Origin of the sequence: Rhabdothermincola sediminis (assembly GCF_014805525.1) — a bacterium.
Classification (GTDB): domain Bacteria; phylum Actinomycetota; class Acidimicrobiia; order Acidimicrobiales; family Acidimicrobilacustridaceae; genus Rhabdothermincola; species Rhabdothermincola sediminis.
The window spans coordinates 39787-53698 of the sequence record NZ_JACFSZ010000021.1; the positions used below are offsets into that span (position 1 = coordinate 39787).

14 protein-coding genes, 1 tRNA gene and 1 pseudogene are annotated in these 13912 nt (G+C 69.9%); 13 read left to right on the forward strand and 3 right to left on the reverse strand.

What is annotated here, in order from left to right; genetic code table 11:
* Window positions 1–2 precede the first annotated feature (2 nt).
* From HZF19_RS14825 to HZF19_RS14840, 4 genes are all read left to right on the forward strand, one after another.
* Entirely contained in the window at window positions 3–899 is an 897-nt protein-coding gene (locus tag HZF19_RS14825; RefSeq protein WP_208029578.1) for a branched-chain amino acid ABC transporter permease, read from the forward strand.
* Window positions 896–1924, forward strand: coding sequence for a branched-chain amino acid ABC transporter permease (locus HZF19_RS14830; RefSeq protein WP_208029579.1), 1029 nt, complete (start codon window positions 896–898; stop codon window positions 1922–1924). The genes HZF19_RS14825 and HZF19_RS14830 overlap by 4 nt, the downstream gene beginning before the upstream one ends.
* 81 nt (window positions 1925–2005) lie before the next feature.
* Window positions 2006–3340, forward strand: coding sequence for an ABC transporter substrate-binding protein (locus HZF19_RS14835; RefSeq protein ID WP_208029580.1), 1335 nt, complete (start codon window positions 2006–2008; stop codon window positions 3338–3340).
* 76 nt (window positions 3341–3416) lie between these two features.
* Window positions 3417–4193 (forward strand): enoyl-CoA hydratase-related protein, encoded by a 777-nt coding sequence (locus HZF19_RS14840; protein WP_208029581.1) that lies wholly within the window; start codon window positions 3417–3419, stop codon window positions 4191–4193.
* A 9-nt stretch (window positions 4194–4202) separates the two neighbouring features.
* Here the strand turns inward: HZF19_RS14840 and HZF19_RS14845 are convergent, their stop codons facing one another.
* Both HZF19_RS14845 and HZF19_RS14850 read right to left on the reverse strand, forming a co-directional pair.
* A complete protein-coding gene (locus HZF19_RS14845; RefSeq protein ID WP_208029582.1) occupies window positions 4203–4877 on the reverse strand; it encodes a HEAT repeat domain-containing protein in 675 nt (224 codons plus the stop codon).
* Between the two features lie 77 nt (window positions 4878–4954).
* Window positions 4955–5131, reverse strand: coding sequence for a hypothetical protein (locus HZF19_RS14850; protein ID WP_208029583.1), 177 nt, complete (start codon window positions 5129–5131; stop codon window positions 4955–4957).
* A gap of 120 nt (window positions 5132–5251) precedes the next feature.
* Between HZF19_RS14850 and HZF19_RS14855 the strand changes: the two genes are divergently transcribed.
* The 7 genes and pseudogenes from HZF19_RS14855 (at window position 5252) to HZF19_RS14885 (ending at window position 12337) form a co-directional block, all read left to right on the forward strand.
* Window positions 5252–6325, forward strand: coding sequence for a YlbL family protein (locus HZF19_RS14855; RefSeq protein ID WP_208029584.1), 1074 nt, complete (start codon window positions 5252–5254; stop codon window positions 6323–6325).
* Window positions 6326–6339: 14 nt separating this feature from the next.
* Window positions 6340–8043, forward strand: a complete 1704-nt coding sequence (locus tag HZF19_RS14860; RefSeq protein WP_208029585.1) for a DivIVA domain-containing protein — start codon at window positions 6340–6342, stop codon at window positions 8041–8043.
* Window positions 8044–8095: 52 nt separating this feature from the next.
* Window positions 8096–11134 carry a UPF0182 family membrane protein gene (locus tag HZF19_RS14865; RefSeq protein WP_208029586.1) on the forward strand — a complete coding sequence of 1013 codons (3039 nt, stop codon included), beginning with the start codon at window positions 8096–8098 and terminating at the stop codon, window positions 11132–11134.
* 101 nt (window positions 11135–11235) lie between these two features.
* Window positions 11236–11517, forward strand: a pseudogene (locus HZF19_RS14870) (MFS transporter); the annotation flags it as partial.
* Between the two features lie 46 nt (window positions 11518–11563).
* Complete coding sequence (locus HZF19_RS14875; protein WP_208029588.1) at window positions 11564–11908, forward strand: hypothetical protein; 345 nt, start codon at window positions 11564–11566, stop codon at window positions 11906–11908.
* A 128-nt stretch (window positions 11909–12036) separates the two neighbouring features.
* A complete protein-coding gene (locus HZF19_RS14880) occupies window positions 12037–12186 on the forward strand; it encodes a hypothetical protein (protein ID WP_208029589.1) in 150 nt (49 codons plus the stop codon).
* 74 nt (window positions 12187–12260) lie between these two features.
* Window positions 12261–12337, forward strand: a tRNA-Met gene (locus HZF19_RS14885).
* A gap of 61 nt (window positions 12338–12398) precedes the next feature.
* Here HZF19_RS14885 and HZF19_RS14890 read toward each other — a convergent pair.
* The gene (locus HZF19_RS14890) at window positions 12399–12728 is read right to left on the reverse strand and encodes an integrase core domain-containing protein (RefSeq protein ID WP_208029590.1); all 330 of its coding nucleotides are present in this window, start codon (window positions 12726–12728) and stop codon (window positions 12399–12401) included.
* A 71-nt stretch (window positions 12729–12799) separates the two neighbouring features.
* Between HZF19_RS14890 and HZF19_RS14895 the strand changes: the two genes are divergently transcribed.
* Window positions 12800–13102, forward strand: coding sequence for a transposase (locus HZF19_RS14895; RefSeq protein WP_208029591.1), 303 nt, complete (start codon window positions 12800–12802; stop codon window positions 13100–13102).
* The gene (locus HZF19_RS14900; RefSeq protein ID WP_208029592.1) at window positions 13099–13824 is read left to right on the forward strand and encodes an IS3 family transposase; all 726 of its coding nucleotides are present in this window, start codon (window positions 13099–13101) and stop codon (window positions 13822–13824) included. The genes HZF19_RS14895 and HZF19_RS14900 overlap by 4 nt, the downstream gene beginning before the upstream one ends.
* Window positions 13825–13912 lie beyond the last annotated feature (88 nt).

Consider the following 13912-nt stretch of genomic DNA (forward strand, 5'->3'; position numbering starts at 1 on the left):
CCATGGACTACGCGCTGTTCTTCCAACGGTTGGTTGACGGCTTGGGTCAGGGGGCGATCTACGCGTCGTTGGCGCTGGCGCTCGTGCTGATCTACCGGGCGACCGGTCTGATCAACTTCGCCCAAGGTGAGATGGCGCTGTTCGCCACCTACGTCACCTGGATGTTCTGGGACCAGGGCTGGCCGGTCGTGGCCGCGATCGCCGCATCGATGGTGCTGTCGTTCGTGGGCGGCGCGGCGATCGAACGCCTCATCATCAGACCGGTAGGCGAGGTGCGTTCGCACGCCCTGCCGATCGTCATCGTCACCATCGGGCTCCTGCTCGCGCTCAACGAGCTCGCGGGTTGGATCTGGGGTTCTGAGGGCCGCACCTTCCCACGGATCTTCGGCACCGGTGCCTTCACCGTCGGCGACGTGGCGGTCACCTACCAGACCGTCGGCGTGCTCTGCGTGCTCGCGGTCGAGGTCTTCCTCCTCTTCCTGCTCTTCCAGCGCACGAAGCTGGGCCTGGCGATGCGGGCAGTGACGTCCAATGCCGAGTCCAGCCGGCTCGTCGGCATCCGGTTCGGTCGGGTGCTCATGTTTGGCTGGGGGCTGGCTGCGGCGGTCGGCGCTCTCGCGGGATCGTTGTACTCATCGCAGCTCGCCACCCTCGATCGGGCCATCATGCTGCAGCTCCTCGTGTACGCCTTCGCCTCGGCGACACTCGGGGGCTTCGACAGCCCGCTCGGAGCGGTGGTCGGGGGCCTGGTCGTAGGGGTGGTCACCGTGATGGCGGGCGGCTACGTGAGCTGGGTCGGCGACGACCTGAAGCTGGCGGCGGCGTTCGTGCTGATCCTGGTGGTGCTCCTGGTCAGGCCCCAAGGGCTGTTCGGACGGCCACAGGTGGAACGGGTATGAGGCGGGGCACGGGGTGGTGGATCGGGCGGGTCGTCGCCATCGCGACGCTCGGTGGGCTGCTGCTCTGGTTGCCCCAGTACTACCCGGCGTTCCGGGTGAACCAGTTCAACCTGGTGATCACCTACGCCATTGCTGCGCTGGGCTTGAACCTGCTGACCGGCTACAACGGGCAGATCTCGATTGGTCACGGCGCGTTCTTCGGGGTGGGCGCCTACACGGTGGTGATCCTGGTGGCCGATCACGGTTGGCCGCACTTCGGTGCCCTCGCGATGGCCATGGTGATCACGTTCGCGCTCGGTCTGGTGGTGGGGTTGCCCGCCCTGCGCATCCACGGGTTGTACCTGGCCCTGGTGACCCTCGCGCTGGCCACCGTCTTCCCCCAGATCGTCGTGCGCTTCCGTGATGTCACCGGTGGTACGCAGGGCAAGCGGATCCCGCGATCAGACGAGTTCGTCGCGCCCAGCTGGAGTGGGATGGCCAACGACCAGTGGCGGTACTACGTGCTGCTGGCGTTCGCGGTGGCCGCGTTCGTCCTGGTGCGCAACCTGGTCCACAGCCGGGCCGGCCGGGCGATCATCGCCATCCGTGACAATGAGACCGCGGCGGTGACGCTGGGGGTGCAGCACCGGGCGTACAAGGTGCTGGTGTTCGGCGTCAGCGCGATGCTGGCCGGGATGGCCGGCGGGCTGGCCAAGTTCTACGACCCCTTCGTCAGCTCGGGCCAGTACACCATCAACCTGTCGATCATCCTGCTGGTGGCGGTGGTGGTCGGCGGAACGGCCCGGATCCTCGGCCCGGCCATCGGTGCGTTCCTGGTCGTGTTCATCCCCGTCTGGCTCCCGCAGGGGTATCCGCAGCTCTCGGGCGTGCTGTTCGGTGCATCGCTGATCGTGCTCATGATGGTGGCACCGGGCGGCATCCTGGGCTTGGGCACGCGTCTGCGGCTCTGGGCCGGTCAGCAGTGGCGATCTCGCCGGCTCGGTCCGACATCGGCCGGACCGGGGGCGGTAGCGTCTGGGTCGTAGGGGCCGGACCATTTTGGGTAGGGGGTAGCCCGTCCTCGCATGGCGTCGGTCCTGTCCAGTGGCTCGAGACAGGAGTCCAGTATGCAGAAACCATCTCCCGGTAGAGCAGCGACCGCGCTGGTGCTCGTCCTGGCGCTCGTGGCCGCCGCGTGCAACGGCGGTCGAGACGAGGGGCAGACCCCCACGACCGGCCCCAGCGGTACCGCAGGCGAGCAGGAGGGCGCCTTCACCATCGACACCGCCAACTGCGAGAGCTACAAGCCCACCCAGGGCATCACGGAGGACTCGATCACCTTCGGTTCCAGCTTCCCGCAGTCGGGCCTGTACGCGGCGTTCGCCAAGATCTCGGTGGGCTACGAGGCGTACTTCCGCTACCTGAACGCGACCGAAGGCGGGGTCGGCGGCAAGCAGATCAAGGTCATCACCCGCAACGACGAGTACCTCCCTGACCGCACGCTCACCAACACCCAAGAGCTGGTGCAGAACGAGGGCGTGTTCGCGATGTTCAACGTGGTCGGCACACCGAACAACCTCGCCATCCGCGACGAGCTGGCCGACCAGTGCGTGCCGAACCTGTTCGTGGCCACCGGCTCACCGCTGTGGGGCGAGGTCGACGCCTACCCGTGGCTGATCGGGTCGATCCCCTCCTACGCCACGGAGTCGGCGATCTTCGCCGACTACCTGAAGAAGAACAAGCCGAACGCCAAGGTGGCGGTGCTCTACCAGAACGACGACTTCGGTGAGTCCTATCTGACCGCCTTCCGGGCGGCGATCGAGGGAACCGACATCGAGGTCGTCCAGACCGCGTCGTACAACCCCACCGATCCGGAGCCCCGCGATCAGATCACCACGCTGGCGGCGTCGGGAGCTGACACCGCGTTGCTGGCCGCGACCGCGCTGAAGTGCCCGCAGTCGCTCAACCTCATCCGGGAGTCGAACTGGAACCCGACCATCTACATCTCGGCTACCTGCACCTCCAACACCGTGGTGGGCTTGGCGCAGCCCGGTGCGAACGACGGGGTGCTCAGCTCGATCTACCTCAAGGATCCATCGGATCCGCAGTGGGCCGATGATCCGGCCATGCAGCAGTTCCAGCAGTACGGCGCCCAGTACGGCATCTCGCAGGAGGACCTCCGCAACGGGATCGTGGGCTACGGCTGGACGATGGGGGCGCTCTTGGCCGAGACGCTGAGGCGCTCACCGGAGCTCACCCGCCAAGCGGTGATGCAGACCGCGTACTCGCTGCAGGACGTGCAGGTCGGCCTGCTCCTGCCCGGCATCACGATCAACACGAACGGCGCGCAGGACCCGTTCCCGATCGAGCAGATGCAGATCGGCCAGTACAACGGGCAGTACTGGGATCTGCAGGGCGAGCTCACCAGCTTCGAGGGAACGAGCGGGCAGTTCGTCAAGTAGGTGATCCGGCTCGAGGATGTGTGGCGGCCGGCCTCCGGGCCGGCCGCCCCCGTCGTGGGCCGCTACAACGGGAACCATGGACCACGAGTGCCTCACCGTCGAGCGTGACGGCCCCTTCGTCACGATCACCATGAACCGGCCGGAGCGCCGCAACGCGCTCTCGCTCCGACATCTCGAGGAGCTGCGGGCAGCCTTCCGTGAGGTCGGCGAGAGCGATGCGCTCGGCGTGGTGCTCGCCGGTCGGGGCCCGGTGTTCAGCGCGGGTCACGACTTCACGGAGATCGCCGGAGCGGACCTGGCGGCGATGCGGCGGCTCCTGTGGACCTGTACCGAGGTGATGCAAGCCATGCAGTCGATCCCGCAGGTGGTGGTGGCCAAGGTCCACGCGCTGGCCACCGCGGCGGGCTGCCAGCTGGTGGCCAGCGCGGATCTGGCGGTGGCCGCCGAGTCGGCAGCGTTCGCCGCGCCGGGAGGCAAAGGCGGGTGGTTCTGCACCACCCCGATGGTGGCCATCGGCCGGTCGGTGTCACGCAAGCGAGCCTTGGAGCTGGCGCTGACCGGTGACCCGATCGACGCTCGCACCGCGCTCGAGTGGGGTCTGGTCAACGCCGTGGTGCCCGACGACCAGCTCGACGCGGCCACCCTCGATCTCCTGCGGCGGGCGACCCGGGGCAGCGCGGCTTCCAAGGCCCTCGGCAAGCAGGCCTTCTACACCCAGATCGAGCTCGATCAGCAGAAGGCGTACGCGTACGCGGTCGAGGTCATGGCCGCGGCCAGCCAGCTCCCCGATGCCCGGGAAGGGGTGGCGGCGTTCCTCGAGAAGCGACCCCCGCGTTTCGGCGAGCGGCGCTGACTCTCGGCCTCACGGGGCGAGCAGGTCCTCCGCGGCTTGGCGGACCTGCCAGTCCCGGTCTGACCGGGCGCGCTCGAGTGCCTCGTCCACCTCGGGGCCCTCGAACGGGGCCAGAGCCAGCACCGCCCGGCGGCGCACCGTGGCCCGGTCGTGCATGGCCTGCAGGATCGCGGGGAGGGCCCGCCGGTCGCCGATCGAGCCGAGCGAGGCCACCGCGGCTTCGCGAACCAGAGCGTCGCGGTGACCGGTGGCCAGCTCGGCCAGGCGCTCGACCACACCTTCCTCCGGAGGTAGTCGCTCGCCGGCAGCCCAGGCCGCCATCTCGAGGGTCGAGGGGTCGTCGTCCGCGAGCAGGCCGAGCAGGCTGGCGGGCTCGTCCGCCTGACCGGTCTGGCCGGCCTCCCAGGTGGCGAGCACCTCGGCGGCGGCGCGGCGCACGACCGGATCCGGATCGCTGGACGCGGCCATGATCTCTGACGCCGGGAGGTCGCGGCAGCGGGCCAGGGCCCGCAGAGCCGTGGCCCGGACGACGGGATCGCCGTCGTGGAGGTGCGAGCGGGCGACGTGCGGCTCGCCCCGATGGCCGGCCAGCGCGACGAGCCGGCGCTTGGCCACCGTCTCGGCCAGCGGGCGGCCGGGCCGGGGCTGGTCTCCGCCCATGGCTCCCTCGGGGATGCGGCCCATGGTGCTAGTGCAGCACGGACGGTCGTCCACCGCCCAACGGCGGAGACGAGCGGGCCGAGCGTCGGCCACGCCCGCGGTCAGTTCACCGCGCTGGAGACGATCATGCCCGCCACCACGAGCAGTGCGCCCACCAGCAGCGCAGCCGCGACCCCGAGCACGACGGTGAGGCCGCCGAGGGTCAACGCGGCCCGCAAGCGGGATGCGGGGGTGAGCTGTATCGCGGGGCCGACGAGCACGGGATACCGTGCCGCCACGCGGTGGGAACCCTCGCCCTCCGTGGCAGGCTGTCGATCTCCCATCGCAACCCCCCCCCGGAACCCGTGGACCTCGACGACGCGATCGTACCCCCACCGTCTCCCGCCGAGCCTGGCCGCGTGGGCGCGCCCCGACCTCGCCGGGCGCGTGTGGTGCGGATCTGGATCGCGGTGGGGGTGGTGGTCTCGATGCTCGTGGCGGGCACCGTGGCCGCGGCGTTCGTCCAGGTCCCCTACTACCTGATCTCGCCCGGAGCGGCTCGGGCCACCGAGCCGCTCATCTCCGTCGACGGGGCCACGACCTACCCCAGCGACGGCTCGATCGACTTCACCACGGTCTCGCTGCGGCGCGCTTCGGCCCTGGAAGCGCTCATGGGGTGGCTGGATCCGACGGTCGACGTGGTGGACGAGGAGCAGATCCTGGGCGGCCAGACCGAGCAGGAGAACCGGGAGGCGACCCAGCAGGAGATGAGCGACTCCAAGCAGGTCGCCAGCGCGGTGGCGCTCGAGGCGCTGGGCTACGACGTGATCCGCGGCACGGGCGCGGTGGTGCGCGGCATCGTCGAGGGATCACCCGCGGCGGGCGCGCTGCAGGTGGGCGACGTGATCGTCGCCGCTGGTGATCAGCCGATCACCCTGTCGAGTGACCTGGCTCGCGTCACCCGCAGCATGAAGCCGGGCGAGCCGCTGGGTCTGCTGGTCCAACGGGGCGGGGAAGGTGACGCCCAGGCACTGAGCCTCGTGCTCGCGCCGCGACCGGAGGAGCCCGACAAGGGGTTCCTCGGGGTGAGCACCACGACCCGTGATCTGTCCTTCCAGTTCCCCTTCAGCGTCCAGATCGATTCGGGCTCGGTGGGTGGTCCCTCCGCGGGACTGGCGTTCACCCTGGGCATCATCGACGTGCTCACCCCGGGCAGCCTCACCGCCGGCAAGCGGGTCGCGGTCACGGGCACGATCGACCCCAACGGCTTCGTCGGCCCGGTGGGCGGGGTCGAGCAGAAGACCGTCGCGGTCCGCCGTTCGGGAGCGGAGCTGTTCCTGGTGCCGACCAGCGAGGTCGACCTGGCGCGGAAGTACGCGGGAGACGTGCGGGTCGAGGGCGTGGACACGCTGGATCAGGCGCTGCGGGTGCTCGCGAGCGTCGGCGGCGACGTGCACGGCCTCGCCCAGGGCTCCTCCTCTCCGGGGCGCTGAGTACGATCGGCGCGGTGCCGCCCGACGTCAGCCCGATCGATCCCGACGCGATCCTGCGCCAACCGTTCACCTCGGTGAAGCGGGGCTACGACCCCTTGGAGGTGCAGACCTTCCTCATGGCCCTGGCGGGGGAGCTGCGGGCGGCACGGGATCGCAGCCGTGAGCTGGAGCGCGCGGTCGCGGAAGCCGAGCGGCAGCTCGCCGAGCTGCGAGAGCCCTCGCCGAGTCGCCTGACCGCCTTGGTGGGCGAGGAGACGGCCCGGGTGCTCGAAGCCGCCAACGCCGCCGCCGCGGACATCCGTACCAAGGCCGAGCAGGCCGCGGCGCAGGAGCTCGAGGATGTCCGCGCGGAAGCCGCCCGCATCCGCGAGGAGGCACGGGCTGCGGCGGAGGCGGAGCGAGCGGAGGCGGAGCGGGTCGCAGCCGAGATCCGCCAGCAGGTCGAAGGCCTGTTGGAGCAGGCCCGGTCCGATGCGGAGCGAGAGGTCGAGGCCGGGCGCCAGCAGGGTCGGGAGATGGTGGCTGAAGCCCAGCAGGTCAGGGAGCGGATGCTGCGGGATCTGGCCCGCCGCCGCAAGGCGCTGCGCCAGCAGATCGAGCAGCTCCAAGCGGGTCGTGAGCGGCTGCTCGCCGCGTACGAGGTCGTGCGCCGGCACCTCGACGAGGTCACCGAGGAGCTGACCGTCGCCCTGCCGGAGGCCCGCCAGGCGGCCGAGGCGTTGGCCGGCCGCGACCGTGTGGTGGAGGATGACGACACGCTCGAGCGCGAGCTGGGTGAGCTGGCCGTCGAGGCCGGCATCGAGCTCGGCACCGTGGAGGAGCCCGAAGCCCCGGCGGGTGACGAGCTCCGGGCCGAGGCGAGCACGCCCGATGCGCCGGGTCCCCGAGCCCCCGACCCGGTCGAGGGCCGCAAGTCCTCTGCGGTGAACGTCATCCGCACCGGCGGCGGTGAGCCCGACGAGCTGCTGGAGGATGGGGAGGAGCCCGAGGAGGCGGGACAGCCCGAGAAGGCGGTGGGACCCGGGGACGCCATGGAGCCCGTGGAGCCTGGGGAGGGCGCGGCCGCAGGCTCGGGTGCCAGGGTCGCGGGGCTCTTCGCTCGCATCAAGGAAGAAGCCGCGCAGCTCGACGCCGCGGGATCGGCGATCGACCCCGATCGGCCCGACGCCGGTGGCGACGCTGAGGCGGTGGCGACCGGTGAGTCCGTGGACCCGGCGGAGCAGCAGGAAGCGGCGACCGCGACCATCGAGCGCGACCTGGCGAGGCGTCTCAAGCGGGAGTTGTCCGAGGAGCAGAACGAGTTGCTCGACGCCCTCCGCCGTGAGCGCGGAGTGCCGGCGCTCGACGCGGTCCTGCCGGCTCCCGAGGCACACGTCGAGCGGTTCGCGTCGGCCACGCTGGCGGGGCTGGCCGCAGCCCGCGGCGCGGGGAGCGGGGCCGGCCTCGGGCGGGATGCCGGCGCGCCCGGGGCGGGCAGCGGGCGCGTCGACGAGCTGGCGGCCGAGCTGGCCGCGGAGCTGGTGGGGCCGCTTCGCGACCGGCTCCAGCGGTGCTTCACGGAAGCCGGCGACGATCCCGACGACCTCGCCGAGCGGGTGCGGAGCTGCTACCGGGAATGCCGGACGCAGGCCATCGACGAGCTGGTGTCCGCCGCGGTGCGCTCGGCGTCCGGAGCGGGCCCGGTGGAGCCGCTGGGAGAGGGCTCCGGAGCTCGTTGAGGCCTGGCCGGCGCGCCCGGCGAGGACGGATCGTCCCGTAGGCTGAGCACCCATGCGCGCCCCCGACGACATGCCGAAGCGCCGCTTCCGCGGGACCGGGGTCCCCGGTCGCGGTCGGGTGATCCTGCTCGTCGCCGCGGCGGTGCTGTTCGTGCTGTTGATGTCGTTGCGAGGATTGGCTCGCTTCTACACCGACTACCTCTGGTTCGACAGCCTCGGCTTGTCGCAGGTGTGGTCGGGGATCCTCGGCACCAAGTGGGCGTTGGGAGTGGCCTTCTCCCTGGTGTTCGCGGTGATGTGCTTCGCCAGCCTCACGGTGGCGGATCGGATCGCGCCGAAGTTCCGGCCCACCGGTCCCGAGGACGACCTGCTCACCCGTTACCACCAGGTGGTCGACCGGCGCGCCGGCTGGGTGAGGCTCGGCGTCTCGCTGTTCTTCGGGGTGATCGCGGGCGCTGGCGTGTCGGCCCAGTGGAACCAGTGGATCCTGTTCCGCAACGGAGGCGATTTCGGGGTGCGCGACCGCACCTTCGACACCGACATCGGTTTCTACGTGTTCAAGCTGCCGTTCATCACCACGGTGATCGACTGGTTCTTCGCCTCCCTGGTGATCATCCTGCTCATCACCCTGGTGGCCCACTACCTCAACGGCGGCATCCGGATGCAGGCACCGTTCCAGCGGGTCACCCCGCAGGTGAAGGCGCACCTGTCGGTGCTGCTGGCACTTCTGGCCCTGGTGAAGGCCGTCGACTACTGGTTCGGCCGTTACGAGCTGACCTACTCGACCCGTGGTGTGGTGGACGGCGCCACCTACACCGAGGTGAAGGCCCAGCTACCTGCGACCTACCTGCTGTTGCTCATCTCACTGCTGTCGTGCGCCCTGTTCATCGTGAACATCTGGCGGCGCGGATGGGTGCTGCCCGTGATGGCGGTCGGGCTGTGGGGGTTCGTGCAGATCATCGCCGGGGCCGCCTACCCGACGTTCATCCAGCGGGTGGTCGTGGAGCCCCAGGAGTCCGACCGGGAACAGGCCTACATCGAGCACAACATCGAAGCGACCAGGCAGGCACTCGGGCTCGAGAACGTGGAGACGGAGCCGTTCCCGTACTCCGCTGACCGCGACGTCGGCAAGTGGGCTGCCGAGCTGAACCGGGAGACGATCCGCAACATCCGTCTACTCGACCCGAAGGTGGTCGCCCCCACCTACCAGAACCTGCAGTCGCTGCGAACCTTCTACCAGTTCAACGATCTGGACGTGGACCGCTACCAGATCCGGCGGTCCGACGGCACGTTCACCACCACCCAAGTGGTGCTCGCCAACCGTGACCTCAACGTGAGTGGCATCCCCCAGCCGTCCTGGGAGGGCCGGCACATCGCGTACACCCACGGGTACGGGCTGGCCATGGCCGCCGCGAACGCCACCACCGAATCGGGCAGCCCGGACTTCATCGTCAAGGACGTGCCGACGCGCATCAACAAAGACGAGATCCAGCTCGACATCGAGCAGCCGCAGGTCTACTTCGGTGAGCGGCTGCCGGGCTACAGCATCGTCGGTACCACCCGCGACGAGGTCGACTACCTCGCCGAGGACGGCACCCTGGTTACCAACCCCTACACCGGCCGGGGCGGGGTCAGCCTCGACTCGCCGATCCGACGGGCGGCGTTCTTCCTCCGGTTCAACTTCGAGTGGAACCTGCTGCTGTCGGACTTCGTGACCAGCGATTCGCGCATCCTCTACCTGCGGGACGTGCGGGAGCGGGTGCAGGAGGTGGCGCCGTTCCTGCAGTTCGACGCCGACCCCTACCCGGTGGTGATCGGCGGGCACATCGTCTACCTGATCGACGCGTACACCACCACCGACCGCTACCCCAACGCGCAGCGCGCCGACGCGTCGGGCTTGTCGCGCGGCAGCGGCCTGGAGGGGCACCGCTTCAACTACGTGCGAAACTCGGTGAAGGCGGTGGTCGACGCCTACGACGGGACGGTCAAGCTGTACGTCGTCGACCCGCAGGACCCGATCATCAAGGCCTACGACAAGGCGTTCCCCGATCTGTTCGAGCCGGTCGACGCCATGCCCAGCGAGCTGCGCGACCACTGGCGGTACCCGGAGGATCTGTTCCGGGTGCAGACCAACATGTGGGGCCAGTACCACATCACCGACCCCCGCAGCTTCTACGACAAGACCAACGGTTGGGCGGTGGCGCAGGACCCGGGCACCGCGGTGGCTACCGGCACCCCGGCGCAGAACCAGCCGGCGGTCACCACCCCGACCGGCCAGTTCGCCCGCACCCTGGCGCCGCGCATCGAGCCCTACTACCTGCTGATGCGCCTGCCCGGCGAGCAGCAGGAGAGCTTCTTGATGCTGCGCCCGTTCGTCCCGTACTCGGAGGACGACAGCAAACGCCAGCTCACAGCGTTCATGGTGGGTAAGAGCGATCCTGACGACTACGGCAAGCTCGTGGTCTACGAGATGCCGAGCGGCCAGTTGCCCGATGGCCCGGCGGTGATCAACGCCCGCATCCAGGCCGACACGGAGGTCTCCCGCCAGATCTCCCTGCTCGACCAGAAGGGCTCGACGGTCACCTACGGCGACCTGTTGCTCATCCCCATCGACAACACCATCCTCTACGTCCGGCCGCTGTACGTGTCGTCGCAGGGCTCCACGGAGGTGCGCGAGCTCAAGGCGGTGATAGCGGTGTTCGGCGGCCAGGTGGTGATGCGCCCGACCTTGCGTGAAGCGCTCGTCGATCTGTTGGGCATCGAGGCGGAGACCTTCGAACGGCAGGTGGGCGTCGAGCTCACCCCGGGCGGTCAGGGCGAGCCCGCGCCTCCCGGTGGCGGGACGACCACCACCACGCCGGGTGCGAGCCCGCCGGCGGGTGAGCCCGGCGACGTGGCCGCGCTGCTGGCCGATGCCGAGCGGCTGTTCCGTGAAGCGGACGACGCGCTGCGCAGCGGGGGTGCGTCGGGCCTCGCCACCTACCAGGAGAAGGTCACCCAGGCGGCGGAGAAGGTGCGCCAGGCCCAGCAGCAGTTGGGCGCCACGACCACGACCACGACGAGCACCACCCAACCCCAAGCCGAGGCGTAGCTCCGACCGATGGCGGCCGCGCCGAGCGCTCCGGGGTAGAGGTCACGGTGGGGGGGGCGGTCGTGGTGGTGGCGGGGCTCACGTAGGGCCTCGCGAGCTTCGACCTCTTCGCGGTGACGGTGGCCCTCCCGCGGATGGCGGTGGACCTGGGCGCGACGACCATCGACCTGCACTGGGTGGTCAGCGGGTTCGCGATCGGGTTGGCCGGGTGCGTCATCCCGGGTGGTCGGCTGGGTGAGCGGTTCGGGCACCGGTGGATGCTGGTCGGGGTATCGGGGTGTTCGGCGTGGGGCACTGCTCGCCGGGGCTGGCGATCACGCCGACGGCCGTGCTGGCGGCCCGGGTCCTGCAAGGTGGCGGTGCCGGGCTCGCGCTGGCGGTGAGCGTCGCGTGCCTGTGCCGGGGCGTGCGGTCCGAGGATCGGGGTGGGTGGGCTTCGTGTCGGCGCTCGCCGCCTGCGGATTGGGGATGGGGATGGTGTGGGCGTTTATCGTCGCCTCGCTGGCGATCGGGCCGGGGGAGCGCGAGGTGGAGGCGTGGGAGGTCGTGGTGTCACTGCTGCTGGGCGTGGCGGGTGTGGCGGTGGCAGCGACCGAGTGGGCGGTCGAGGAGCTGTTCGGTCGGGGCCGGTCCCTAGCCGGGTCGATCGAGCTCGGGCTACGGGCCTGGGCGGTGGTGAGCGTCGCCGGTGCCCTGCTCGTGGCGGTCGGTGGTCCCCGGGCGGGGCTGCCAGCGCCACTGGCAAGGTCTGCCGAGGTTGGCGACATGCGCTGACCGCCCTTGGACGCAGGCATGTGACTACGCTCGTCTCGCCCCGCAACCCGGCGGGCACCGATGGGTGGGGGGTCCGGTGAAGCACGCGGGAGACGAGAGCTACCTGCAGGAGGCGGCCAGGGAGGCACGTGTACGTCTCGCGCTTGGGTCTGTCTCGGGTGGTGAAGCTGCACGATGCCGAGAGCGGCGAGACGTTCGCGCTGGACGGCACCGCGGCACCGTTCCTGGCCCAGGCGAAAGCCGACAAGGTCGTGATGCACCTGTTCAGCGCAGGCTGAGCGGAAGGTGGGGCCGGCTGGCGGGCGGGCCCGGTTGGTGCGCGGCGCGGTGGGGAGTAGAGTGTCCGGCACGCCGCGGGGTGGAGCAGTCTGGTAGCTCGTCGGGCTCATAACCCGAAGGTCGCGGGTTCAAATCCCGCCCCCGCCACCATCGAAACCGCAGGTCAGGGCCCATCCGAGAGGATGGGCCCTCCTCGTGCCCAGCCCGACTTCTAATGGGGCTCTTCGCGATGAAGGCTGGGGGCGTGTCGTGAGTTGGGCCGGCTGATGAGGTTGACGTGGACCCCGTCGGCGTTGTCGGTCCAGGCCGTTCGGGTCTGTAGGGTCCGCCGGGTCTGGGCGACTTCGGCGGGTGTTCGGTAGCCGATCCCGGAGTGGGGTCGATGGTGGTAGTGGTCGATGTAGGCGGTGATCGCTTTTCGCGCCCGGTGGATGGATTCCCATTCGGCGCGCGAGGCGCAGCGCTTCTCGAACTGGCCGAACCATGACTCGATGAATGCCTGGGACTCGGGGTCGCGGTAGCCGCTACGACGATGCGTCACTCCACGAGCGGAGAGGTGTGAGGATCCCCCCTCTGACCGGTCACCTCGAATAGGAGGTAATCATGTCAGTGATGGAGGAGAAGTCGCCCCGAACGCGGCGCAGCTTCACCGACGAGTTCAAGCGTGACGCTGTGGCGATGGTGCTCGACGATGGCAACAAGATCGTCGATGTGGCCGAGCGCCTCGGTGTCGGTGAGGGCACGCTCGGGAACTGGGTGCGCCAGGCCCGTGTGGACCGCGGTGAGCGCGCCGGGGTGAGCACGACCGAGCGCCAGGAGCTCGTGGAGTTGCGCCGGGAGAACGCCCGGTTGCGGATGGAACGAGATCTGCTCAAACGAGCGACGGCCTTCTGGGTGAAGGAGTCGGGACAGTGACCCGCTATCGCTGGGTCGCTGCCCGGGGGGCCGAGGGTTTCCCGATCACGATGGCGGCCAAGGTCGCTGAGGTGTCCCGTCAGGCGTTCTATGACTGGCGTCAGCGCACCGCTGCTGGGCCGACCGCAGCGGAGCTGGCCGAGGTGGAGTTGGTCGAGTTGATGCGTGAGATCCACGCCGAGCACGACGGCACCTACGGGGTTCCCCGGATGACCGTCGAGCTCGCCCGTCGCGGCCAGCATGTGAACCGCAAGCGGGTTGAGCGGTTGATGCGAGCCCACGGCATCGTCGGGGTGCACAAGCCAGCGAAGGTGCGCACCACGATCCCCGCCGAGGAGAACCCGCCGATGCCCGACCTGATCGGCCGGCGGTTCGCTCCGGCCGCGCCCGATGTCGCCTGGTGTGGCGACATCACCTACATCCCAACAGGGGAAGGCTGGCTCTACCTCGCGTCGGTGCTCGACCTCGGCAGTCGACGCCTGGTCGGCTACTCGATGGCCGAGCACATGCGCACCGAGCTGGTCGCCGACGCGCTCACCATGGCCGCCGGAGCGAGGGGCGGACAGACCGCCGGGATCATCTTCCACGGCGACCGCGGGAGCCAATACATGTCCGGCGACTACCGGGCCCAGATCGCCGAGCTGGAGATGGTGCAGTCGGTCGGTCGCACCGGGGTGTGCTGGGACTGCGATGATCCTGGTGTGCTGCTCCGGTCGGCCTGACCCTTGCTATGACCGGCCTCGTGCCCTTGCGTTGACATGTCGTCCGGCCGGAGCAACACCCGACATCCGAGGCTGCCCGCCAGCCGGA